The 23,970-nt window shown below is 63.5% G+C and carries 19 protein-coding genes and 1 pseudogene; 9 read left to right on the top strand and 11 right to left on the bottom strand.

The window, feature by feature from the left end:
- Positions 1 to 6: 6 nt before the first annotated feature.
- The 6 genes from GJ668_RS07835 to GJ668_RS07810 form a co-directional block, all read right to left on the bottom strand.
- On the bottom strand, positions 7 to 1,215 hold the full coding sequence (locus tag GJ668_RS07835) for an efflux RND transporter periplasmic adaptor subunit (protein ID WP_155449594.1): 1,209 nt from the start codon (positions 1,213 to 1,215) through the stop codon (positions 7 to 9).
- Positions 1,212 to 3,569 carry an FtsX-like permease family protein gene (locus GJ668_RS07830; protein WP_186342963.1) on the bottom strand — a complete coding sequence of 786 codons (2,358 nt, stop codon included), beginning with the start codon at positions 3,567 to 3,569 and terminating at the stop codon, positions 1,212 to 1,214. Before GJ668_RS07830 ends, GJ668_RS07835 begins: the two co-directional genes overlap by 4 nt.
- Positions 3,566 to 4,225 (bottom strand): ABC transporter ATP-binding protein, encoded by a 660-nt coding sequence (locus tag GJ668_RS07825; RefSeq protein WP_246194706.1) that lies wholly within the window; start codon positions 4,223 to 4,225, stop codon positions 3,566 to 3,568. Before GJ668_RS07825 ends, GJ668_RS07830 begins: the two co-directional genes overlap by 4 nt.
- Positions 4,226 to 4,349: 124 nt before the next feature.
- On the bottom strand, positions 4,350 to 5,423 hold the full coding sequence (locus GJ668_RS07820; protein ID WP_155449591.1) for a DUF2333 family protein: 1,074 nt from the start codon (positions 5,421 to 5,423) through the stop codon (positions 4,350 to 4,352).
- 90 nt (positions 5,424 to 5,513) lie between these two features.
- On the bottom strand, positions 5,514 to 6,983 hold the full coding sequence (locus GJ668_RS07815) for a glycosyl hydrolase family 57 (RefSeq protein ID WP_186342962.1): 1,470 nt from the start codon (positions 6,981 to 6,983) through the stop codon (positions 5,514 to 5,516).
- A 10-nt stretch (positions 6,984 to 6,993) separates the two neighbouring features.
- Positions 6,994 to 8,376, bottom strand: a complete 1,383-nt coding sequence (locus tag GJ668_RS07810) for a polysaccharide deacetylase family protein (protein ID WP_155449590.1) — start codon at positions 8,374 to 8,376, stop codon at positions 6,994 to 6,996.
- A 217-nt stretch (positions 8,377 to 8,593) separates the two neighbouring features.
- Here GJ668_RS07810 and GJ668_RS07805 point away from each other — a divergent pair, with 217 nt between their 5' ends.
- Complete coding sequence (locus GJ668_RS07805) at positions 8,594 to 9,040, top strand: DUF2934 domain-containing protein (RefSeq protein ID WP_155449589.1); 447 nt, start codon at positions 8,594 to 8,596, stop codon at positions 9,038 to 9,040.
- A 76-nt stretch (positions 9,041 to 9,116) separates the two neighbouring features.
- On the opposite strand, the gene GJ668_RS07800 is transcribed toward GJ668_RS07805, so the two are convergent.
- On the bottom strand, positions 9,117 to 9,791 hold the full coding sequence (locus tag GJ668_RS07800) for a DUF3334 family protein (RefSeq protein WP_186342961.1): 675 nt from the start codon (positions 9,789 to 9,791) through the stop codon (positions 9,117 to 9,119).
- A gap of 140 nt (positions 9,792 to 9,931) precedes the next feature.
- Positions 9,932 to 13,312, bottom strand: coding sequence for an ABC transporter substrate-binding protein (locus GJ668_RS07795; protein ID WP_155449588.1), 3,381 nt, complete (start codon positions 13,310 to 13,312; stop codon positions 9,932 to 9,934).
- A gap of 207 nt (positions 13,313 to 13,519) precedes the next feature.
- Between GJ668_RS07795 and GJ668_RS07790 the strand changes: the two genes are divergently transcribed.
- Entirely contained in the window at positions 13,520 to 15,427 is a 1,908-nt protein-coding gene (locus tag GJ668_RS07790) for an LTA synthase family protein (protein WP_155449587.1), read from the top strand.
- Positions 15,428 to 15,433: 6 nt separating this feature from the next.
- Here GJ668_RS07790 and GJ668_RS20540 read toward each other — a convergent pair.
- A pseudogene (locus GJ668_RS20540) lies at positions 15,434 to 15,675 on the bottom strand (IS481 family transposase); the annotation flags it as partial.
- Between the two features lie 47 nt (positions 15,676 to 15,722).
- Between GJ668_RS20540 and GJ668_RS07785 the strand changes: the two are divergent.
- The 3 genes from GJ668_RS07785 to GJ668_RS07775 are packed head-to-tail and all read left to right on the top strand — an operon-like array spanning position 15,723 to position 18,084.
- On the top strand, positions 15,723 to 17,105 hold the full coding sequence (locus GJ668_RS07785) for a V-type ATP synthase subunit B (RefSeq protein ID WP_155449586.1): 1,383 nt from the start codon (positions 15,723 to 15,725) through the stop codon (positions 17,103 to 17,105).
- Positions 17,102 to 17,479 carry a YkgJ family cysteine cluster protein gene (locus tag GJ668_RS20535; protein WP_246194701.1) on the top strand — a complete coding sequence of 126 codons (378 nt, stop codon included), beginning with the start codon at positions 17,102 to 17,104 and terminating at the stop codon, positions 17,477 to 17,479. The genes GJ668_RS07785 and GJ668_RS20535 overlap by 4 nt, the downstream gene beginning before the upstream one ends.
- A complete protein-coding gene (locus GJ668_RS07775; protein WP_155449585.1) occupies positions 17,464 to 18,084 on the top strand; it encodes a V-type ATP synthase subunit D in 621 nt (206 codons plus the stop codon). The genes GJ668_RS20535 and GJ668_RS07775 overlap by 16 nt, the downstream gene beginning before the upstream one ends.
- Here GJ668_RS07775 and GJ668_RS07770 read toward each other — a convergent pair.
- Positions 18,081 to 19,661 carry a GAF domain-containing protein gene (locus GJ668_RS07770; RefSeq protein WP_155449584.1) on the bottom strand — a complete coding sequence of 527 codons (1,581 nt, stop codon included), beginning with the start codon at positions 19,659 to 19,661 and terminating at the stop codon, positions 18,081 to 18,083. The genes GJ668_RS07775 and GJ668_RS07770 overlap by 4 nt on opposite strands.
- A 161-nt stretch (positions 19,662 to 19,822) precedes the next feature.
- Here GJ668_RS07770 and GJ668_RS07765 point away from each other — a divergent pair, with 161 nt between their 5' ends.
- Complete coding sequence (locus tag GJ668_RS07765; protein ID WP_155449583.1) at positions 19,823 to 20,443, top strand: biliverdin-producing heme oxygenase; 621 nt, start codon at positions 19,823 to 19,825, stop codon at positions 20,441 to 20,443.
- Between the two features lie 58 nt (positions 20,444 to 20,501).
- Here GJ668_RS07765 and GJ668_RS07760 read toward each other — a convergent pair whose 3' ends face one another.
- Positions 20,502 to 21,866 carry an amino acid carrier protein gene (locus GJ668_RS07760; RefSeq protein WP_186342960.1) on the bottom strand — a complete coding sequence of 455 codons (1,365 nt, stop codon included), beginning with the start codon at positions 21,864 to 21,866 and terminating at the stop codon, positions 20,502 to 20,504.
- A 165-nt stretch (positions 21,867 to 22,031) separates the two neighbouring features.
- Between GJ668_RS07760 and GJ668_RS07755 the strand changes: the two genes are divergently transcribed.
- The 3 genes from GJ668_RS07755 to GJ668_RS07745 all read left to right on the top strand — a co-directional run bounded on the left by GJ668_RS07755 (position 22,032) and on the right by GJ668_RS07745 (position 23,964).
- Positions 22,032 to 22,712 carry an inner membrane-spanning protein YciB gene (locus GJ668_RS07755; RefSeq protein WP_155449582.1) on the top strand — a complete coding sequence of 227 codons (681 nt, stop codon included), beginning with the start codon at positions 22,032 to 22,034 and terminating at the stop codon, positions 22,710 to 22,712.
- A 1-nt stretch (position 22,713) separates the two neighbouring features.
- Entirely contained in the window at positions 22,714 to 23,013 is a 300-nt protein-coding gene (locus GJ668_RS07750; protein ID WP_186342959.1) for a YciI family protein, read from the top strand.
- A gap of 90 nt (positions 23,014 to 23,103) precedes the next feature.
- Positions 23,104 to 23,964: a peptidylprolyl isomerase gene (locus tag GJ668_RS07745; RefSeq protein ID WP_155449580.1), complete on the top strand. Its 861-nt coding sequence runs from the start codon at positions 23,104 to 23,106 to the stop codon at positions 23,962 to 23,964.
- Positions 23,965 to 23,970: the final 6 nt, after the last annotated feature.

The raw sequence follows: 23,970 nt of genomic DNA, 5'->3' as shown, positions 1-23,970 counted from the left end.
CGCTACTCAATCGGATATCTGGACGCGCGTTCCATCAGCCAGTTCGCGATCAGGATGGACAATCACGGCGGTTCCAATTTCCAGGCCGCCTCGCAACTCGGTCTGGAGCGCACCGCGATGCCCGAGCTCGACCGGGGTGAGTCGGGCGTGTTCATCGACTGCGCAAAAGAGCGCCCAGCCTTCGCCATGCCGGAACAGACTGCTGGTCGGCACCTGAAGCACGTCTTCAGCCTCCCAGAGCACGAAGCGCGCATTGACCCGATAGCCGTCACCCAGCCGTGCCCACTCGGCGCGCCGCGTGGTCAGTGCGACGATGACCCAGACCCGTTGCTCCTCGACCCCGAGCGCCGAGACCTTGGTGAAGGCGACCGGCTCGATCCGCGTGATACGACCCTCCAGGGGCGTGGGCTCGCCCCAGCGCTCGATCCAGACCCGCCTCCCGACCGCCAGCCGCACAGCATCGGCTGAAAGCACATCGACCTCGATCTCCAGCGCGCCCGGATCGCCGAGTTCCAGGATCACATCGCCGGCGCGCACGACGCGCGCGCTCTCGGATTCGCGCTTGAGCACCACGCCATCGACAGGCGCCGTCAGCTCCAGACGTCCCTGCTCACCTGGCGCCAGCTCGCCGGCGTACTTCAGTTCAGCCTGCGCGGCCAGTCGATCGCGCTCGGCGCTCTGGACGCGGAAACGCGCGGCGTCCAGTTCGGCCTCGCGGCCGAGCGACTCGGCGCGCGCCTGATCGAGCTGAGTACGCGAAACCATGCCCGGCTTGGCCAGACGCTCGATGCGCTCCAGTTCGACCCGCGCCAGACTCGCCGATGCCTCGGCGGCGGTGACGGCGGCACGGGTCGCGGCTAGCTCGGATTCGGCGCTCGCCAGACGCGCACCCGCACGCTCCTGACTGCGCCGATCCAGCACCGGCGAGACCTGGGCATCGAGGATGGCGATCACCTGCCCGGCCTGGACCGAATCGCCGACCTCCAGCTCCAATCGTCGCAACTGACCATCGACCGGTGCTGAGATTCGATAGCGCTCGACGACGCGCGTGCGGCCCTCGGCCTCCAGGGTCACGGCCAGCGGTCCGCGCACGACCGGTTCGACGTCGACCAGACGCGGCACCGGCCGAAAGCCCCAGACCAGGAGCGCGAGCAGCGCCAGGGCGCTCAACGCCTGGATGACATGACGGCGGATGGCGGTCCCTTTGGCGTTCATTCTTGGGTTTTGAGCACAGCCACCAGATCCAGTTCGCGCAGACGACGCCCCACCAGCAGGCCGGAGAGCAGCGCCGCGGCGAGGATGACGCTGGCGGCAAAGCTGAACACGCCCGGTTCCAGAATCAGCGGGATGCGATAAAGCTCAGACTCGATGCCGCGCACGATGAGCGCGATCAATCCCCAGCCGATGATGAACCCGACCGGAATGGCGATCGCGGTCAGGAGCGCCAGCTCACCGAGCAGGATGGCCGTGATTTCGCCGAGGCTGAAACCCAGCACCCGCAAAGTCGCCAGCTCGCGTGCGCGCTCGGTGAGGGTGATGCGGGCATCGTTATAGACCACGCCGAAGGCGATGCTGCCGGCCAGAAGCGTACTGACAAAAGCAAAGCTCAGCACGATCTCGGTCATCGAATCCATGAAGCTCTGGATGGCGGTGAGCCGGTCGGTCACGCCGGCCACCCGTGGCGCGGCCTTCAGCTCGGCGACCAGGGCCGCGCGCGCGCCCGGCGCAACCGCGAGCAGCGCCCCGGTCACGGCCTCGCCTTCGCCGAGCAGACGGTTGAGCGCGTCCAGGTCCATATAGGCGGAGAGTCCGGTGAACTCGCGCACCAGTCCCGAGACCACGACCCGGTGCCGTTCGCGCCGTCCCTCCAGGATCTCGACCTCGACCCGGTCGCCCACACCCACGTAGAGCAGACGCGCGAGCTGATCGCTCAGCACCAGTCCCGCAGCGGGGAGCGTCTGGACCTGGAGCTGATCGTCGAGAATGCGCCTCAATCGGCTGTTCGCATCCAGCCCCTGGATGGCGGTCGACTCGCTGGCGTTGGCGTGGCGCAGACGCACCGCGACCTGGCGCATCGGCTCGGCCCAATCGACGCCAGGGCGCGCGGCCAGTTCGAGCACCACCCGACGCGAGGTCGGTTCGCTGAAGGTCACCGTCAGATCATCGCGTTGCGCCAAACCGTATTGAACCTGGATCAAATAGTCCAGAGCGCCCTCCTGAAATCGTCCGACCATGAGGATGCCACAGGCCAGCGCGATCCCCAGAATCGAGAGCAGCGATTTGAGCGGACGTCGCTCGATGTGACGCAGGATCATGCGTGTCGGCTGGCTCAGAAAGCGCTGGAGTCCGAACCGCTCGACCAGCGTGGGCCGATAGCGTGGCGGCGGCTCGGGCCGCATGGCCTCGGCCGGCGGCAGACGCACGGCGCGGCGCACGGCGGCGAGCGTACCGGCCAGTCCGGCGCCCAGTGTCACCAGTGCTGCAATCGCGATCACCTGCGGGCGCAGACTGAACGCCAGATAGGGAAAATGGAAGAAGCCGCGATAGAGCTCGGCCATCATCAGCCCGAACCACAGCCCGGCACCCAGACCGATGATGAGTCCGAGCAGGATGATCACCAGCGCCCATTGCACATAGTGCCCGCCGATCTGCCAGGCGCTATAACCGAATGCCTTGAGGATGGCGATCTGGTCGCGCTGGGTGCCGATCAGACGCCCCAGCACCACGTTGAGCAGAAAGGCCGCCACGCCGAGGAAGACGCCGGGGATGAGCCGCGCCATGCCGGCGAGCTGTTGCAGCTCGGCGGCAAGATAACGATCCGAGAGCTGATCCGAACGCTCGATCGCCCCCAGACCGCCATAGGGTTCGAGTAAGACATCCAGACGCTCGATCACGTCCTTGGGACGGGCTTCGCGCGTGAGCCCGAGCAGCAGATCATTGAAGGCGCCATCCATGTCATAGGCCCGCGCCAGCGGCTCGCGGTTCATCCATAGCACGCCGTGACGCGCGAAATCGGGAAAAAGATCGCCCGGCTTGATCTGATAGATGTACTCGGGTGAAACAGCGATGCCGACGATCTTCAACCGCTGGAGACGACCGTCGATGATGGCGGAGAGATGATCGCCCGGACGAAAGCCATGGGCATCGGCAAAGGCCTGGCTGACTACGGTCTCGTCGTCGCGTTCCGGCTCGGGGAGCCGGCCGGCGAGCAGATGCAGCCGATTGAGTCCATCGCGCGCGGGCACCGAGACCAGCACGCCCGTGGCCGGGTCGGCAAAGTCCGGGATGTCCAGATTGACCGCCGCGACCACCCGCGTCTCGACCCGCTGCACGCCCGGAATGGCGGCGATCGGCTCACGCAGCGACTCGGGCGCCCGCTTGAGCGAAACGAAAACATCGGCGAAGCCATAGTCTCGGTAGAAAGCATCGCGCGTCAGCGTCAATGAATCGAGCGTCGCCAGCGCCATCACCAGCGTCGACACCCCGCCGGCGATGACGACCGCGATGGCGAGCACCTGACCGCGCAGTGCCCAGGTCTCGCGCCAGAGTTTGCGGCTGAGCGTGCTCACCAGTGGATCTCGCGCGGGGCACGCCGCTCAGGATTGGTACGCACCGACTGGATGCGCCCATCGGCCATCTGAACCACGCGATCGGCCATGGCCGCGATGGCGGCATTGTGGGTGATGACCGCCGTGGTGGTGCCCAGCTCGCGATTGACCCGCTCCAGCACCTCCAGCACCCGCACGCCCGTGGTCGAGTCCAGCGCCCCGGTCGGCTCGTCGCACAGGAGTACGCGCGGGCGCTTGGCGATGGCGCGCGCGATGGCCACGCGCTGCTGCTCGCCACCCGAGAGCTGGGCCGGAAAATGATCGAGACGCGCGCTGAGTCCGACCAGATCGAGCGCCGCCTCGGGCGTCATGGGATCCTCGGCGATCTCGGTGACGATGGCGACGTTCTCGCGCGCGGTGAGGCTGGGGATGAGGTTGTAGAACTGGAAGACGAAGCCGACGTCCTGGCGCCGAAAGGCGGTCAGCGCCCGCTCTCCGGCCTGAGTCAGATCGCGCCCGGCGGCAATCACCTGACCGCTGGTCGGCGAATCCAGACCACCCAGGATGTTGAGCAGTGTCGACTTGCCACTGCCCGATGGCCCGAGCAGCACCACCAGTTCGCCTGGATAGAGGTCGAGATCGACGCCCCGCAGGGCCTCGACCCGAACCTCGCCCATGACATAGACCTTGGTGAGTCCGCGCGCCTGGAAGACAGGCGCCGGAGATCCAGTGTCCTGACCCTGAATGGGTCGCGAGGTCAGACCGCGCGATCCACGCATGTCACAGGACGATCAGCCTGGCTCAGCCCTGCTCCAGCAAGCGACGCAGATCGATGATCGCCGCATTGGCGCGCGCGACGTAGGAGGCCAGCACCAGCGAATGGTTAGCCATGGGGCCAAAGCCGGTGCCGTTGAGGATCAGCGGACTCCAGATCGGACTCTGGGTCTCCTGGAGCTTGCGCACGATCTGGTTGACCGAGACCTGAGCATTCTTGCTCTTGAGCACGACCTCGAAGTCGATTGAAATCGCCTGAAGGGTATGCAGCAAGGCCCAGGTATAACCGCGTGCCTCGAAGAAGACGTCATCGATCTTCGACCAGGGTGTGCGGACCAGGGCCTCGCTGCCCTTCGGAACCTCCGGAGCGTCGGCCATTTCGCTCGCGATGTCGCTTGCGGCTGCATCACCAACGGCCTGAGACAGGCGGTGCGCCAGACTGCCCAAACGACGCTCGACCACTTGCAGATAGAGCACCAGATTGTCGGCGCGTGCATAGAAATGCGCCTCGCCGCGCGTGAGTCGATTCAGATAGCTTTCGAGTGCATCGATACCCCGACGATATTCGGATTCGCTCGAAGGCAGCATCCAGGATTCGGAGTTGTAGTTGAACTGTGGCTGCGCAATCAGGAGGTCGCGATCCTCGACCGACTGGGATTGCGAGCGCGTCAGCTCGTTGCGCAGCGAATTGGTCAGATCACGCAGCTCGGTCAGAGCGCCGAATTCCCAATTTGGGATGTTGTCCAGATAGACGCCGGGCGGAAAGAGGTCGTTGCTCAGATAACCGCCCGGCTTCTTCAGCAGGGTATCGCCGATGCGGATGGCCGTAGCAGCGGTGTAGGAACCGGCCACCAGCCGACTCTCATCGCCTCCGACCGTTGCCAGTGCATTGGCGCGCACATCGAAGGTCTCCGGTGAGCGCGACCAGAGCATCCCCAACACGACCACCACGACCAGGTAGGTGACGACGAACAGACCCAGGGTCCAGCCCATGCCCCGCTCACGCCAGACCCTTGGGTTATAGAGCTCTAGTAGCCGGGCGACTCGATCCTTGACCGACTGGATCGGGTTGAAATTTTTTAAGGATGTTTTGACACCCATTCACATTCTCCGTTGAGTTTTTATGGCTCGAATCCGCACTCCAGCCTGCCGACCATCAACATGGCGACAGGCTCGATGGACAGAATTCTATCATCCCTCGAAATCCCGCTCGACGATCTCGATCACGCGCCGACAGATCTCGCGGCCATAGTCGGTCCAGAGACCCTGGCCCCAGTACCGATAGCAGCTAGTCTGCGACGACATCAGATGGAAGAGCGCATTGCGGTAGGACGGATGGTCAGTCGCAATGCCGGGACGCAAGACCTTCTCATTGAAGCGTGAGCTGGCGTCCTCCATGGGACCGAGCACGTTCTCGTAGCCCTTGACCCAGGACAGATCACTGGTCCAGCTTCCGCCTTCCATGTGGAAGCGCCCATCTTCGCGCTTGAGTTCCTCGATCACCTGATTGAGCTTCTCGGGTCCGTCGCCGGGCTGCATCCGCGCCCAGATACGGTCGTGGAAGAGCGGCTGGACTTCGGGCAAATCGGCAAGTTCGACACCACTGGCAAAGAGATGTTCCAGATACTCGCTGGCGTTCATCATTGGCGTGGCCGAGTGACTGGACGCGCGCACCACTTCCATGAACTTGGGCGGAAACTCGTTCATCATGACCCCACCGTTCTCGCCATCGGCGATCTGGGTCACCAGCGGCGGAATCGAGTGGCCCGCCAGCTCGACCCGATTCAGCCCCTGTGCCTCGTACCAGGGCTGCATCTGGGCCACGAGCTTGGTGTCAGACCCCTGGGTCTTGATGATGGCGATGATGCTTGCCGTCTCGCCCTTGGAGTTGGTGCAGACCAGACGATGCGGGATGTGCGGGCGCTCAGGATGGCGGGCATCGGCGACCTGCTGGACCGTGTGCTCCTGAACCAGCACCCATTGATAGCCGCAGTCGACCAGCGTCTTGACGAACTCATAGGCCACGTCTGGATGGTTCGGCAGCGCCATCTCGGACGGCGAGAAGCCGCGCACCCGCTCCAACGCCTCCCAGCCGAAGATGCCCGCGAAGTGATGCTGGAAGGCGCGCACATGCAGGCGGTAGTCCTGCACCGGAGTCGAGGGCGCCACGGCATGGCCCCAGGGCATGCCGAGCCATTCCACGGCCCAGTTGTAATCCGGGTTGCAGGTGACGGTCTTGAGCGCATCGATGACATGATGCTCGCCCATCTTGCGCAACCCGTGCAGCAGGGTGCCGGAGTATTCGAGCATGCAGCGCGGCGAATGGCCCTCGCCAATCAACTGTGGCACGAACTCGCCGATGCGCTTGTAACACCAGACGAAGGTCGGCGCGTTGTGATTGTCGCCGATGTGCTGGTTCTCCATCATGTACTGGAGATTGCTGATGAGCGCGGCGGTCTGGAGATCCGCGCCACCGGCGGGGATGAGCGGCTGATGCTGATGCAGCGCAATGGCCGTAGCGGCACGGATGGCGCCGAAATCGACTCCGCCCTGTTTGATGAAGAGTTCGCGCTCGCGTCCGCGCGCGACGACCTGGGCGACCTCGGCCTCCTGGCCGGACAGATTGGGCACGTCTCCGATGTATTCGGGCATGGGATTCACGGTCGGTTCCTCAGGGTTGGGTGGTCAGTGATTCAGCGTTGGATCGGGCGGATGATGCCGGAGCTGGATCATCGGGTGATTCGACGGATGTCGCGGGTTCCTGAACAGCGGTCTCCGGTACGGGCGTGTCTGGTGCGGCCGTTGACGCGAGGGGGGCAGGCGCTGCCTCGGGCGCGGACGGCGTTTCCGCCGGCGCCGCTGTCTCGACGGATGTGGCCAGATCCACCGCGCGTTCGAGCGCCAGACGCGCGGTGTTCAGATCGGCCTCGGCGCGCGGCACCCAGGACTCGCCCCAGTAGATGTTACAACTGGTCTCGGCGCGCAGCAGATGCCACAGCGCCTCGGCGAGCGCGTCCGACTCTGGCCCCGCGGTCACGCCGCGCTCGCCGGCAAACCAGCGTGCGTCATGGATCGCGCGGCTGGCCGCGGCGTAGTCGGCGACCGTCTGACGCTGGCGCTCCGACCCCAGCCATTGGGTGAAGTCGCGTCCGTGATGCCAGCCGGTGTTCCAGGCGCCGGTGCGCACCCGCACCTCGCCGTGCGCGCCATGCGTGTCGATATAATCGCTGACGAAGGTTGGCTGGATGGCGGCCTCGCCGGCGTCGACCCGGTCGAGCAGCGGCAGATAGAAGGCGCTCCAGAAATTGGCGCCCTCGGTGACATTGCGGAACCAGCCGCCGTTCTCGCCATCCGTACAGGTGGTCACCAGCGGCGGAAAATCACACCACTTGGTGCGCTCGGCGACCTCGCTCAGGAACCAGTCTACGTCCATGCCCGACTCCTGAGCGTCAGACAGCTCGCGGTCGCGCACCACGACGATGATCTCGTCCTCGCCATAGCGGGCGATGTGCGGCCGATAGCGCAGTTCCTGCCAGCTCATCTCGTCGACCGGCTCGACATGCTCGCTGTCAACGAAGACATAGCGATAGCCGAAAGCGCGTAACAGCGGGATCAGCTCCATCGAGAACCCCATCTCGGGCGGCCAGAAGCCCTGGAAGCGCGGACGCCACAGTAGATGTCGGGCGATGTCGAGCCAGCGCCCGAGATGCTCGCGCCGGTCAGCTTCCGGAATCAATGGCAGCACCGGATGGAAGTAGCCGGTGCCGACGACCTCGAACAGCGCCTGATTCTGCAAGTGCCACAGCAAGGCGCCACAGTCGACGATGCCGTAAACGCGCTCCTGGAACAGCGGGTCGGACAGTGTCTCCAGCAGGGTTCCCGAGAGCGACAGATGCACCCGCGCCAGATCCTCGCGTCCCCAGAGGCTGCGCGGAATCCGGTCGAGGGCGAACAGGATCTCCTGGGCCTCCCAGGTCTGGGATTCCAGCAAATCCTGGAGATTACCCGGAGGCTGGTGGAGATTCAGCACGAGCGCGTGATGAGCGATGGCCATGAGAACTCCCTGATGACGGCTTGGGATGGAACTCAAGGATACCAAAGCCAGGCGTCGTGATTCACTACATACGCATAAAAGCGATGGCTCGAACCCCTTGGTCTCAAAGCCAAGGCGTCCGATCGACGGAGTCTGAACGGCACAAAAAGCACGGCAAACTGTCGATTGTTGTGTATCCTATCGACTGCCAACCCGAATCGAGAGGCAAGCGAGTGACATGGCTGACGACAAGATCGTGACCAAGAAAACGGCGGCGAAAAAGGCTGTAGCCAAGAAGACGGCGGCTCGCGCAAGCGAGACCCGGACATCCGACAGCCCGCTCGCCACACCCCATGACATGACCGAATCCAAGCCGACCAAGAAGACGACGTCCAAGTCGACGACGAGCAAGAAGACCGCCGCCACCAAGGCGACCTCGGCGGCGGCCGGCAAGCGCAGTAAATCTGACGCCTCAGCACCGCCCAGTCTTGCCGACCATCAGGGCAGTCTGCGCCAGCTCGCGACCGTCTCTGAAGACGTGCGACAGGACATGATCCGCGAGGCGGCTTACTACAAAGCCGAGAAACGCCGCTTCGCTCCGGGTCACGACGCCGAGGACTGGGCCGCCGCCGAGCGCGAGATTGATGAACTCATCGCGCGCGCCAAGGTGATGACAGGCCGCTGAGTTTCTGCCAACCATCCCTCGCCACGCTGAGACGCCCGGTGCAACGCCGTGCGTCCGGGCGCGGTGAGTGTGGTGTTCAGAGTCCCAGCTCGTCGAGCAGACTCTGATCGACGAGCGTCTGATTGCTCGTACTCGCGAGTGCATTCTCCTGTTGCTTGATTTCCTCAACGATCCGGTCAGGATCGGTCTCTTCGCGCTCGAACTCATGGAGTTGGATGAACTCGGTGCGATCCATCGCCAGCTCCATATAGAAGACATTGCGCTTGGCCGTTGAGAAGGAGACGCGGCGTGCCTGGGCGCGATCCAGATTGGTGTCGATACTGACCACCACCTCCTTGTTGATGGTGAGCATCTTGGGCTGATTCTGATTGATCGAGACCATCAGCTCACTGCCTACATTGCCCGTAAAGTCGCCGACAATCTGGTTCATCAGCTCCCCGAGCATGTTGCCGACCTCCTCGGAGGTATGCTGGGTCGCCAGCTCGGACTCCGGCATGCCCATGCTCATCATGTAGGCCCGATAGAGTTCCATGGCCGACGGGGCGGAGAAATTGATGATGACCAGACCGGAGAACCCGCCGTCGAAGAGCACGAAGCAGCCGATGTCGGGTCGCAGACAGGTGCGCGTGATCTTCTGCACCATCGGCGAATAGTTGATCTGGGTCTGGGTGGCGACTGAGAGAACTTTCTTCACGGAGCTGCACAGCATCAGCAGCACGTCATCGGTCGAGATCGCTTTTGTTTTGGCCACGAGTCTTGGTTCCTAATGTGTCGGTGTTGGCTATGGAATATCCGGGCCAGCGCGTCAGGCGAGACGTCCAGCGCCGCAGATTCTACAGTACGCGATTTGGCGTCCAACGGGGCGCTTGCGTGTTCGTCTTCGCCGGATGGTTAGCGCCGCGGATCGTCGCGGCCCCCATCCCAGCGCGCTGTAAGCGAACTGGTGTCTGGCGCGAAGGCGGCGATGAAGTTGTAACAGACGCGCGGATCGGCGGCCATTTCGAGAAAGTCGATCGCCCGACTGTTTTCGCCTCTGAGGAAATGGGTCCGGGTCATGTGCTCCATGTCACGAAAGCCCATGCTCCAGTCGACAAAGAGCCGCTTGTCTATCCCGTCCTCGAAGACGATGTGCAGATTTTGATGGCGTGGGTCACGCCGGATGCGTTCGAGTACCGCCTGGACCCGCGAGCGCTGCCCTTCGAGAATCTGCATAAAGGATTCGTTGAAGTAGAGCAGGAAGCCCGTAATACCCTGGGCGCGATTGAACTCTCGCGACTCATGGAGCAAGGCCCGTAGCCCGGCCTCAGTCATGGGCTGGGAGGCCTGGCTGACATAGAGCAGCGAATAGAGATCGTCCGAGGACGCCAGACGGCCCGTGGCATTGGACTCGCACAGCAGTGCCTGGAACTCCTCGGGTGGCAGCGGACGATAAAAATGGAACCCCTGGACATAGTCGCATCCGAGGTCGCGCAGATAATCAAACTGATTGGCGTTCTCCACGCCCTCAGCGATCACCTTGAGGTTCATGGCGCGCGCCATGCTACAGACGGCATGCACAATGGCGCGGCTGTCGTGGCGCTTGTCGAGTCCATCGACGAATTCACGGTCGATCTTGAGCTTGCTCAAGGGCAGGCGCAGCAGTTGTGCCAGCGAAGAATAGCCGGTGCCGAAGTCGTCGACCGCGACCCGCAGACCCAGATCAGCGAGCTGGTGCAGCACGCTGAGATTGAAGATGACATCGCTCATCAACGAGGTCTCGGTCAACTCCAGCAGGATGCGCTTTGGATCGGCGCCGGTCTCGTCCATCATGCGCCGGAACTCCTCGACCAGTGACTCATCGTTGAGCTGGCGGGCCGAGACATTGACGCTCACATAGGGTGCCTCGGCGCCGAACTGGTCGCGCCACTGACGTTCAGCCAGACAGGCCTGGTGGAAAACCCACTTGCCGATCGGCACGATCGAGCCGCTCATCTCAGCAATGGGGACGAAGTGGGCCGGTGAGACCTCGCCCCCGCTCGGGAACCAGCGCAGCAGGAGTTCGGCCCCGCGAATAATCTGGCTCTGGGCGCAGAGAATGGGCTGAAAACGGACCTGGAATTCATCGCGCTCGATGGCCTGACGCAGTCCGTTGGTGATGTCGAGCCGCCGGCGTGCCTGATCGTGGATCTCTTCGCTGAAGAAACGCCAGCCATCGCGGCCCTGTTCCTTGGCCTGATACATGGCTGCGTCGGCATTACGCAGCAGATCATCGGCACTGTGCGTGGTTCCATGACCGATGGCCAGGCCGATGCTGGCGGTGGCGAACAGACGCCGTCCCGAGAGATCCACGGGTTTGCGCAGCAGGTCGTTGAGCCGGTCGGCCAGATTGGCCACCGTGGCTGGAGTGTCCACCTGATCGCAGAGCACCACGAACTCATCACCGCCAAGCCGACCGATGGTGTCGCCCGGGCGCACATGATCGACCAGACGCTGCGCGATGGTTTTGAGCAGTTCGTCGCCGGCCTGATGGCCGTGGCTGTCGTTGACGAGCTTGAAACCGTCGAGATCGATGAACAGCAGCGCCACGCTGTGTCCCTGTTTCTTGGAACGGCGAAGCGCCCGCTCCAGGCGCTCGTGGATCATGGCCCGATTGGCCAGACCTGTGAGTGGGTCGTGAATGGCGCGCCAGACCAGTTCCTCCTCGGCGAGCCGGCGCTCGGTGACGTCGAGCATGGTCGCCACCATCACCCAGCGCTCACCGACCCGGATCTTGGACAGCGAGACCTCCGCTGGAAAGGTCGATCCATCCTTGCGATAGCCACTGAGATCGGGACGCTGGCTCATGCGTCGCTCAAGCGTCGATGACTTCAGAAATCCATTCACATGCGCGGCATGGGCCTGACGGAACGGCGGCGGAATCAGTTCCTGGAGCGGCAGCCCGATCAACTCCTCCACACGGTAGCCAAACATATCGCCGACGCGCCGATTGGCCTCGGTAATGACGCCATCGGCCTCGACCGCCAGCACGCCAACGTCGATGCTGGCCAGGATGTGGTCGGTGGTCTCGGGTGTCAGTGCCGTGGATCTCGCCCAGTCGCTCGCGGGAGGCAGCGGGGCCAGGGCCGCTGTCTCCAGACCCAGAGGCCTGACGGCTGGATCTGTGCTTTGACGATAGCGTTCCGGAATCTGCGGCGGCAGACAGCCAAAGGCGGTGACGATCTCGAAGTGTCCATCGAAGGTGGCGCGCGCCAGATAGGTGTTGACGTGCGCGTGATGGGTCGCCGGGTCCATACGCACCCGGCCCTGCGGCCCCTCGACTTCAACCTGCGTCAGGGCGTCGATCAGCGTCTGGGTTTCGAGTGTGGCGGCCTGGTTGCCGGCACGGGCGAAAGCATGCACGCACAGATAGACGCCTTCGCCGAAATTGGTCAGCACGCCATTGCCGTCGGGCCAGATCCCGGAGACCTCCGGAAGCGTGGCCAGGGTCTTGAGATAGCGCTGGTTGACCGGGGTGTCGAGCCCCATGAAATAGGTGTTGCAGGAATAGAATCCCTCGCGCACCTCGGGCGTGAGCGTGGCGGCCATGGCCTCGTCGTAATGGCCCATGACCACGGTGATGCGCCGCTTGAGTCCGAGCTGGGAGAAGCGGGTCAGCAATTGCGCCTGCTCGGCGCCGGCGAAATAGGGCACGAACACGTCGGCGCCCGAGCGGCGCACGCGATCGAGGAGCTTATCGATCGGCGCGCGCCCCAGCGGCAGATATTCCTCGCCCACCACCTCGCCGCCGAGATCGCTCAGGGCGTGCGTGGCCGCGTCGATCGAGCCGCGCGGCCATTCGTAGTTACTGCCGGCGAAGAACATCTTGGGTCCGATCTCGCGCGCCATGTAGGGAATCATGTGCTCGATCTGCTGATTGGGCAGGGCGGCGAAGTGAAAGAAATAGCGGCTCTGGATGCTGCCTTCGTAGAACGAGAAGTTCAGATAGGGCACCTGGCGCACCTCGGCGACCTGACTGGCCACGGCGATACGCGAGTTGGAGAGCAGATTGCCGATCAGGGCCACGCAGCCGTGTTCGTCGAGCAAACGCTCGGCGGCAGGCACGGCCGTCTCGGGCAGGCTGCCGTCGTCCTCGATGATCAGTTCCAATCTCCGGCCCTGGATACCGCCGGCGGCATTGATCTCGTCACAGGCAATCCGCCCGGCCCAGGCGATCTCCTGGCCATACATGGAGACCAGTCCGGTCAGTGGACTCATGAGTCCCAGGCGAATCGGTTTGTCGGTCGAATTGGTCATTGATGATCCAGAGGCCAGCATGGCCAGGGTTGGCTCAATCTCAGAGAGGGATTATAGGCAACTTGTCCGGTTGCCCGTTCGTCAGTCTATCAATTACGGAAAAATGTCGATTTTGTTAAGAGTTCGAGACATCCGTGTGACGATCCGCTAGCATTTCAGGTGGCTTCAGACGCGCGCCTTCGACCTCTTTCCGGACGCTTTTCCACCATGACATCCGTGCCCTCATTCGTTCGCGCCCATTCGCGTGCACTCGCCTGGTGCGCGGCGTTTCTGTTCGTGCTCGTCTGGCACGCGCTGGCCATCTGGGCCAGCGGTTATTTCCTCCAGGTCAAACCCTGGGCATCGGCCTATGCGCGCGACCTCATCGCTCATCTGCTGCTCGGCGCCGTGCTGTTTGCCATCGCCCGCTCACTCACGCGATTCATGATCGCCGCGACAGTCGTCTTCGGCGTCCTGACCTTCGGCAACGCCATGAAGCTCTCGACCCTGGGCGCGCCCGTGATGCCGGACGACTTCGCGGCAGCACGCAACATGTTCCTGCTGCTCGATGGCTGGTCGCTGGTCGCGGCCGTGCTGCTGGTGGCCGTCCCGACGCTGCTGCTCGTCTGGTCGATCGACTGGCAGCGCCGCTGGACCTGGGCCACTCTGGCGCTCATCGGCGCGGCTATCGGACTCGTCGTCAGCTTCCCGGCCGATCTGGTCCGGCTGATGGATCAGCACTTCGGACACTCGGTCTGGAACCAGCCGGCGAACTATCAGTCACGCGGCCTGCCGATCCATCTGCTTCAGGAAACCACGCGCGCGCTGGCCCGGCGTGTGCCGCCACCCACGGCCCCGGAGGTCGAGCAGGCGCGGCGAGTGGTGGCGGGCGAGCGAGCCGATGAATTCGTCAAGGTCACACAGAACACCGCCGACGCCAGTCTCGCCCCACCCACGCGCAATCTGCACATGATCGTCCTGGAATCCTTCTGGGATCCGATGGCGCTCACTGCGTCCCGACTTTCGGCCGACCCGCTCGATCCCGAGTTCCGCCGGCTCTGGGCACAGGCCGGGCACTCGCACCTGCTGGCGCCGGTTTTCGGCGGCTATACGGCCAACACCGAATTCGAGGTCCTCTGCGGCTTCCCGGTGACGGCGCACAATGTCTTCTTCGAGACCGGACTCAAGCGCGATGTGCCCTGTCTGCCGGGTCATCTGAGAGAGGCCGGCTATCACAGTTTGGCCTCGCATCCGAATGCCGCATCCTTCTGGAACCGCGTCAATGTCTATCGGCGCATCGGCTTCGAGACCTACTGGGCGGATAACGACTTCGTGCTCGACGACATGAATCGCACTTTCCTGAGCGATGCGTCGTTCTATCGGCAGGTCATGGAGCGGCTGGGGGAGACGCCCGGCAGTCCGCGCCCGCTTTTCAATTATATGTTGACCTATTTCGGCCATCTGCCCTACCCGCTCAACGAACGCCGCCCGGCAGTCATCACGGCGGCTGAGGGGCATGAGGTCGTCGCCGCCTATGCCAACACCCTCTATTACAAGTCGCGTGAACTCATGGCCTTTCTGCGCGAGCTGCGCGCGGCCGATCCGGATGCTCTGATCGTGCTCTTCGGCGACCATCTGCCGGCGCTGACACCGAACTTCGGCGGCTATACCGAGTCGGGTCTGTTGGCCAAACAGCGCGGCGAGTTTACCGATCCCATGTTCCGCACCCTGGTCGAGACACCACTCATTCTGATCGATGGCCGGCGCGGACCCGTCGCGATCGGTGACATTCCGGCCTACCAACTGCCCGCGCGCCTGCTCGAACGGCTCGGCGATCAACAACCGGGCATCCTCGGACTCGCTGCACAAGAGCGCGCGTTCGGGCGCATCCGTCCGTTGCCGGGGATGCACTTTGTCATCGCCGATGACGCGGACGCTGCCCAGGTCTGTCGCGGCGCTGCGACCGACGCTGCCGAATGCGCCGACGCGTTACGCTGGATCCAGGCCGTTGAAACTCTGCGCACCGATCTCTTCAGCGGCGAACAGCATACCTTGCTCGAATTGCATCTTCCCAACCGCCGTTTTCGCGCGGCCTTGACCCAGTCGTCTGCCAGCGCCTCACTTAACCTGCCGTAGCAGCTGGATGAGTCGCTTCAGGAAGCCAGCCGCGTTCTGGGCGGTTTTCTCGGGCAGGATCTCAACGTAGACTCAGCGCACAGCCCGATCGATGGCGACAAACAGGGACTGAGCACTGGCCTTATCGGGCATTTTGGGCAGATACTTCACATCGACATGGACTCAGCCTGGCTCGTCGTCTTTGAGGGCCTTGACCGGGCGCGCGTCCAGGTCGATGAGCGGGGCTTGAGCGCCTGGAGGTTAGAGATGCAAGGATCGCGCCTTCGCGGAACACAATCACACGGGACGCAACAGCATGAGCATCAAGGAATACCGCACCGCCGTCGAGGCCCGAGGCGGCCTGCTGGTGGTCAGACACACCCCTAACATCGCCTTTGGTGACCGGGTCCACATCGAGGACCACGCCGGCCATATCCGCAACGGCCAGGTCATCCGCGCCGCCGATGACGAGGTGCTGATCCTGGTCTTCGAAGGCACCGACGACCTGGACCTGGAAAACACCTGGGTCCGCTTCCTCGACGAGCCGATCGAAATCGCACTCTCCCCCGAGATCCTGGGGCGAGAGTTCGACGGACTCGGCGTCCCGCGCGATGGACGCCCGCCGGTGCTTTCGAGTCTGCGCCGCCCGGTCGGCGGCTCAGCGATCAACCCGGCTGCGCGCACTTATCCGCGCGAGTTCATCCAGACCGGCATCGCCACGATCGACGGTCTGAACTCGCTGGTACGCGGCCAGAAGCTGCCGATCTTCTCCGGCTCGGGTCTGCCGCACAACCGGCTCGCGGCCCAGATCGTGCGTCAGGCCAAGCTGGTCGACGAGTCCTCCAGCTTCTCGATCGTCTTCGCCGCGATGGGCGTCTCCTACGCTGACGCCAAGTTCTTCCGCGACGAGTTCGCCAACTCAGGCGTGCTGCGCAACGTGGTGATGTTCGTCAATCTGGCCGACGACCCGCCGGTCGAACGCCTGACCCTGCCGCGCACCGCGCTCACCGCCGCCGAATATCTGGCCTATGACCTCGACCGCCATGTGCTGGTGGTGCTCACCGACATGACCAACTATGCCGAGGCACTGCGCGAGGTGGCCACCGCCAAGGGCGACGTGCCGGCGCGCAAAGGCTATCCGGGCTATCTCTACTCAGACCTCGCCGAGCTTTACGAGCGCTGCGGACGCATCCACGAGCGCCATGGCTCGATCACCATGATGCCGGTGGTCTCCATGCCCTCCGACGACATCACCCACCCGATCCCGGATCTGACCGGCTATATCACCGAGGGTCAGATCGTGCTCTCGCGCGAGCTGCACAACCAGGGCGTCTATCCGCCGGTGAACATCTCGCCGAGTCTGTCCCGTTTGATGAAGGACGGCATCGGCAAGGACGACACCCGCGAGGACCATCCGCGCGTCGCCGCCCAGCTCTATGCGCTCTATGCGCGCGCGCAGGAGACACGCAATCTGGCCTCGATCATCGGCGCCGACGAGCTGTCCGAGCGCGACCGGCGCTACCTGACCTTCGCCGACGCCTTCGATCAGCGCTTCGTCGGTCAGGGCGAGACCGAGGACCGCTCGATCGAGGCCACGCTCAATCTGGCCTGGGAGCTGATGAGCCACTTTCCGCGCGACATGCTCACGCGCCTGAAGGAAACCGATCTGGCCAAGTACTATCGGGAGAGCGAGGCATGATCGCGCCATCCCAGGAGACAGTCGTCCCTGAGCCCTCTCCGGCCATCGCGATTCAGGGTGGCGTGCTCGATATCGGAAGCGTCCCGGCGGCGCCGGTCCCAGACCTCCGCATCACCTGCGACGACTGCGCCGCCGCTTGCTGCAAGCTCGAAGTCGTGTGTCTGACCGAGACCGGAGTGCCACGCCACTTCACCACGCGCGATGCCTGGGGCGCGATTACCATGGAGCGTCTGGACGATGGCTGGTGCGCGGCGCTCGACCGCGACACCCTGCTCTGCCGCATCTACGACCGCCGCCCGCTGCTGTGCCGCGAGTTCGAGATGGGCGGCCCCGACTGTCTCGCCGAGCGGGAGGGTGCATGGGACAACAGTTGATCAAGGTTCCGCCGACCAAGAACACTCTGCTCAAGCTCAAGAAGCAGGTCCGGTTCCTGGAGGACGGTCACGACCTGCTGGAGCGCAAGCGCGAGTTGCTGACACGTCTGGTCTATGAACGCATCGGTGAATATCGCCGGCTACGCGCTGAGTCCGAACAGGCGTTGGCCGAGGCCTATCAGTGTCTGGCCATCACCCATCTGCGCATGGGCAGCCGCGCCATCCGTCAGGCCTCACTCGGCGTGGAACCGGCGCTGGAGGTCGACATCCTGCCCAGGCGCGCGCTCGGGGTGGAATATCCGGCGGTCACGAGCGAGCGTCTGCCGCTCAAGCCGGTCGGGTTGCTGGGCACGGATGTGAGCTTTGATACCACGCGCGACCATCTGGCCGATGCCGCCGTGCGGCTCGCGCAGCTCTCGGAGGTCGAGATCGCGCTCCATCGTCTGCTCGAAGAACAGCGCAAGGCGCAAAAGCGGGTCAATGCGCTCAAATACAACATCATCCCGCGCTATCACCGCACCATCCGCTTCATCCAGTCCTCGCTGGAGGAGGAAGAGCGTAACACCCTGTTCCAGGTCAAGCTGCTGCGTAGTCAGGCGCGCTAGCGCCCCAGAATGTGCGCGTTGACGTCGTACAGCACCAGGCTCCTGAACTTCTTGGCGCGCAGACGATCAGCCTCGGTCCAGGGTTCGGACTGGCGTGCGTTGGTCTCGATCCAGCGCGCAAAGGACGAGCGCGGCGAGAGCACCTGGCGCTGCTCATCGAAGAGCGCGCTCTTGCGCGGGTCGCCCGCCCAGTGGACGCTATGCGGCTGCTCGGGACGCCACCACAGAAACCAGCGATCGCCGGTGTCGCGATAGCCATCCACGCGCACCGCCAGCAACCCGCTCGCCAGTTCGGCACAGGCGATGGCATCCGGAAACAGCGACGAGAGCCGATCCGTGGCGAAAACCAGATCAGGTACCGTCTCGTGCAGCCAGTTGACCATGGCGCGAATGTCCAGCGTCTCCGGCGTCTGGCCGAAGGTCACGATGGTTTGATCATCGACGAGCGCCGCCCCCGTGGCGCGCACGAGCGACAACAGAACCTGACCGAGCGTCTGGTCGACCAGATCCCCCCGTCCATCCTCCAGCTCAGTGACCCGATCGCGCTCATCTTCGGACAGCCGCAGCGCCGAGAGCAGCGCCAGGATTTCCTGATCGCTGTCGTTGAGATCCATCAGCCGCTGGGTGCTCTGATAGCCCGAAACGGCGAGCGTGAAGACTTGCGTCATTTCAGTGCAGCGCAGGCGGACCGGCAGCGGCAGATGACGCGGCTCGGAATGATGACAGGCGATCAGTCCCCACAGCTCGCCGCCGATGAGGATGGAGAACGACATCGAGGCGGTGACGCCCATGTTTTTCAGGTATTCCAGATGTACCGGCGAGACGGCGCGCAGATCCGAGAGCGTGAGGTCGGTGATCTCGCCGGCGTCGAGACTCAGGACCGGGACATCAGTCGCCTGGATGTCCGGGATCTGACGATGCGAGTTGAGCCGATAGAGATTACGCGCAATCAGGGGAATGTCGGAGGCCGGATAACGCAGGCCCAGATAGGGCGGCAGCCCCTCCTTCAGGCTCTCAGAAATGACCTCGCCGCAGTCATCGTCGAGAAAACGGTAGATCATGACCCGCTCGAAGCCGGTCGCCGCGCGCATCTCGTCGGCCAGGTACTGACAATGGCTTGCCCAGTCGCGCTCGGAATACGGCATCCGATAGAGCCGATGCGGCACGGGCCTGTAGGCTTCGACCTGCTGCGCGACGGGCAACCCGATTTCCAGCTCCAGCAGCCAGTTGTGTTCGTTGCAGGAGAGCAGACCATCGAGGACACCACGCGGCCCCGACAGCAGCGCCGGATAGAGACGCTTGCCGGCCGCGGCTTGCGTCCAGGCATCAGGCGCACTGGTGATGTCAACCAGCTCGGTGCGCGGCGGAAATTCCGGCAAGCACTCGGTGAGCGCCCGCCCCAGAACCGAGTCGAGCGTCCAACCGGTCCAGTCTGTGAGGTTGGCACTGGCGAAACGAATGACCGACTCCCCCGTTCGTCCGCCTAGCAGGCAACCCCAAGGTTGGATAGACTGCACGCGATGAAGCTGTTCACGCTCACATTCGGCCAGAAAACCTGGGGTCAAGGGTTCAGTCATAGGTCTGTGCTCAGGGTGTTCTCCAATGTGTTGTGGAGATCTTAAACCATGCCGCCGCAGCTTGCGTAAATGCCTGGAATCGCACACTGGACGAGTTAAGCGCGAGAGGCTGCAACGATCGCCGCTATCCGTCTGCATCGAGGGATCAGGATTCTTGAGTCATGCCAGACCCACAATATTCCCATACGCCACAACCGCACCTCGATCTAGCGCTGGCATTGCGTCGCGCCACGGCGGGTATCCATGCCGAGATCGAGCGCCTGCCGCTGATGGTGCGTCTGAACTCGGAGACGGTGACACTCGAAGATTACCGATACTATCTGCAAGCCATCGTCACTATCCACGCTCCGCTCGAAGGCGCACTCTACGAGCGGCTCGACGCCGAGACGCTGCAACGTCTAAACATCCAGCCTAAGCTGCCGGCCTTGCTGGCGGATCTGGAAGAACAGGGTCTGGAAGCACAAACGCACCGGATAATGGCCATGCCGATGCTGATGTTGCCGGAGAGTCGCGGGGCCACAGTGGGCGGACTCTATGTCCTGGAAGGAGCGACGCTCGGCGGACGGACGATTGCTCGGCATCTGCGCCGCTTCATCGGTGAATCGCTCGGCACCTCGCGCTTCCTCGACTTCCATGGTCAACAGACGTCGGCCGCCTGGAAGGGGTTCACGAGCGCGCTCAATGGGCTGTCTGCTGAGGGTGTCCTGACCCCGGATGCGGTTATCGCCGGCGCGCTGGCCGTGTTCACGCATGTCCACACCTGTCTTGAGCGCATTCGTTGAATAGACCGCTTGAACCGCGTCCAGGCTGTCACCGGGCGCGGTTCAAGGTCCGGTCGACTCAGGCTTCCTCGGCTGACGACTCTAATCGCGGACGCGCGAAATAGTCACGGGTCAGACGGAAGACGACTGGACTGAGCAACAACAGCGCAATCAGATTGGGCAGGGCCATGAGCGCGTTGAGCGTATCGGCCACCAGCCAGATGAAGTCCAGTTGCGCGATAGCACCGATCGGCAGCGCCAGCACCCAGAGCACCCGGAACGGCAGGACGGCCCGGTCGCCGAGCAGATACTGGGCACAGCGCTCACCATAGACGCTCCAGCCGAGCGTGGTGGTATAGGCGAAGAGCATCAGCCCAATCGCCACGATGTAGGCGCCGACACCGGGGAGCGCGCTCTCGAACGCCTGTGAGGACAGCGCCGCGCCGGTCACACCCGAGTCCCAGACACCCGTGACCAGGATCACCAGACCCGTGATGCTACAGATGACGAGCGTGTCGATGAAAGTACCGACCATGGCCACCGCGCCCTGCGCGATCGGATCGTTCGACTGCGCAGCCGCATGAGCGATCGGGGCGCTGCCAAGACCGGCCTCATTGGAGAAGACGCCGCGCGCCACGCCATACTGGATCGCTGCCGCAACCGTGGCACCCGCGAAACCGCCGGTCGCCGCTGTCGGGTTGAACGCCTGCGTGAACACCAGATGCAGCGCCGGCATGATCTGATCGCTATTGAGCGCCAGCACCACCAGACCGCCGCTGACATAGATGATCGCCATCAGCGGCACCAACGCCGCCGAGACCTCGCCGATCCGCTTGATGCCGCCGAGCAGCACCAGACCGGCGAGCACCGCCATCACCACGCCCGTGATCCAGAAGGGCACGCCAAACGCGTCATGGGTCGCATGGGCTACCGAGTTGGCCTGGACCGTGTTACCGATGCCAAAGCCCGCGAGCACGCCGAAGATAGCGAAGGCCGTCGCCATCCACAGCCATTTCTGGCCCAGCCCCTGCTTGATGTAGTACATGGGACCGCCGAGATGGCGGCCCTTGCCGTCGACCTCGCGATAGTGCATTGCCAGTACGGCCTCGGCGTACTTGGTCGCCATGCCGACCAGGGCCGTGCACCACATCCAGAACAGCGCCCCCGGTCCGCCGAGAAAGATGGCCGTGGCCACGCCGGCGATGTTACCCGTGCCGACAGTCGCCGAGAGCACGGTCATAAGGGCGTGATAGGGTGGAATGTCGCCATCGCCCTGCTTGACGCGCCCGCGCCAGAGCATGCGGAAACCGAAGCCAAGCTTGATGAGCGGGATCAAGCGCAGCCCCAGCATCAGAAAGAAGCCGACCCCCAGAATCAGGATCAACATCGGCGGCCCCCAGACCCAGCCGTTCAAGACGTTGATCCAAGCGGTTATCTGTTCCACCGTCATCATCCCCCGTAATGTGTCGAGTTGAGTCGTTGTCGAAAAATTGCGATTCCCGCGCGACACTATAGCAAGGCCAATCAGTCGACAAGGGATGCACGCGGCTTTACCCCGAGCGCCCTCAAGCCGTATGCTCGCGCGATTGTTTTCAAGCACCAGATCTTCATGAAACTCCTCATCGACTTTCTTCCGATCCTGCTCTTCTTCATCGCCTACAAGTTCGCCGGCATCTACTGGGCGACGGCTGTGGCCATCGGCGCTTCAGCGCTTCAGGTCGCCTGGCTGTGGGCGCGTCAGCGTCGGGTCGAAACGATGCCGCTGGCCACGCTCGGACTGCTGATCGTCTTCGGCGGTCTGACCATCGCGCTCCATGATCCGATTTTTGTGATGTGGAAGCCGACCCTGGTCAACTGGCTGTTCGCGGCCGCCTTCATCGGCAGCCACTGGATCGGCGAGCGCACCCTGATCGAGCGCCTGATGGGCCAGGCCATCGAGCTGCCCAAGCCGATCTGGACGCGGCTCAATGCGCTCTGGAGCCTGTTCTTCGTCTTTCTCGGGCTGGCCAACCTGTTTGTGGTCTATGTCGGCAGCGGTTTTTACGAGGCGCATCAGGCGCTGCTCGCGACGACGGGAGAATCCGGCGTGGATCTTTCTGCCTGCGCGACGCTCTATACCGGGGCGGTGCTCGATCTCTGCAACACCGCCCAGGCACGCGAGGAGACTTGGGTCAACTTCAAGCTCTTCGGTATGATGGGACTGACGATCGCCTTTGTGATCGCGCAATCGCTCTATCTCGCGCGCCATATCAAAGAAGACCCTGAACCCCAAGCCCTGGAGACGGATTGACGTGCTTTACGCCATCATCGCTGTCGATCAACCCAACAGCCTGCCGGCACGCCTGCAGGCGCGCCCGGCGCATCTGGCCCGATTGGAGGCCCTGCGTGATGCGGGACGGCTGATTCTCGCCGGTCCGCATCCGGCCATCGACAGCCCGGACCCCGGCGAGGCCGGCTTCACCGGCTCGCTGATCGTTGCGGAGTTTGCCGATCTGGCCACGGCCGAGGCCTGGGCGGCGGCCGATCCCTATCGTGAAGCCGGCGTCTACAGCGCCGTCAGCGTCAAACCGTTCAAACAGGTCTTGCCCTGAATCTCGGGCTTCAGGTCTGTTCATACGACGTCCCGGCCAGATCACCCAGTTCTGACCACTGTATTCTGTTCAATCAATGGATATCTTTCTATGAAGAAAACACCGCTTGCACTGTTGCTTTGCACCCTGCTCACGACCGGCAGCGCCTTCGCCGAGGAGGCGCCGGACACCGACTCGCCGGAGACCCTGATCGCTACGGTCAATGGCACACCATATAAGCTCGATGTGTTCCGCGTCTTCTTCATGGAGCGCCTCCAGGGACGCCCGACCAACAATGATCCGGCTGTCCAGCAGCAGCTTTTCGATGAATTCATGAACCTGGTCGTGGCCTCGCAGGAAGGCGATCGTCGCAAACTTGAAGGTGATCGCAACGTGGTCGCGGCGCTGGAACTCGAACGCATGAAGGTCATGTCCAACGCCGCACTCTCGGCGATGGCCGAGGAGATCGAGCCGAGTGAAAAGGAACTGAAGGAAGCCTATGACCGGGTCAAGGAGCAGGCCACCCGCACCGAATACAAGGCGCGCCACATTCTGCTCAAGGACGAAGCCGAGGCCAAGAAGCTGATCAAACAGTTGGAAAAGGGCGCCAAGTTCGATGAACTGGCCAAGAAGCACTCCGAGGGACCGACCGGCAAGGACGGCGGCGATCTGGGCTGGTTCGATCCGGCGCAGATGGTCGCTCCCTTCGCCGAGGCCGTAAGCAAGCTGGAGCCGGGCTCCTACACCAAGGAGCCGGTCCAGACCCAGTTCGGCTGGCACATCATCGAGCTTCAGGAGACCCGCAAGGCCGAGCCGCCAGCTTTCGAGGACGCCAAGGAGCAACTGGCCGCGCTCGTCAAGCGCCAGAAGCTCGGCGAGAAGCTCGCCGATATGCGTAACAACGCTATGATCGAACTCAATGAAGAGATCGTGCGCCTGAAGCCCGAAGGCGAGGACGCCAAGAAGGACTGATCGCGA

This window comes from Allochromatium palmeri (genome assembly GCF_009720725.1).
GTDB lineage: Bacteria > Pseudomonadota > Gammaproteobacteria > Chromatiales > Chromatiaceae > Thermochromatium > Thermochromatium palmeri.
The sequence above is the reverse complement of the archived record's forward strand: the minus strand, read 5'-3'. Positions and strand labels throughout refer to the sequence as shown.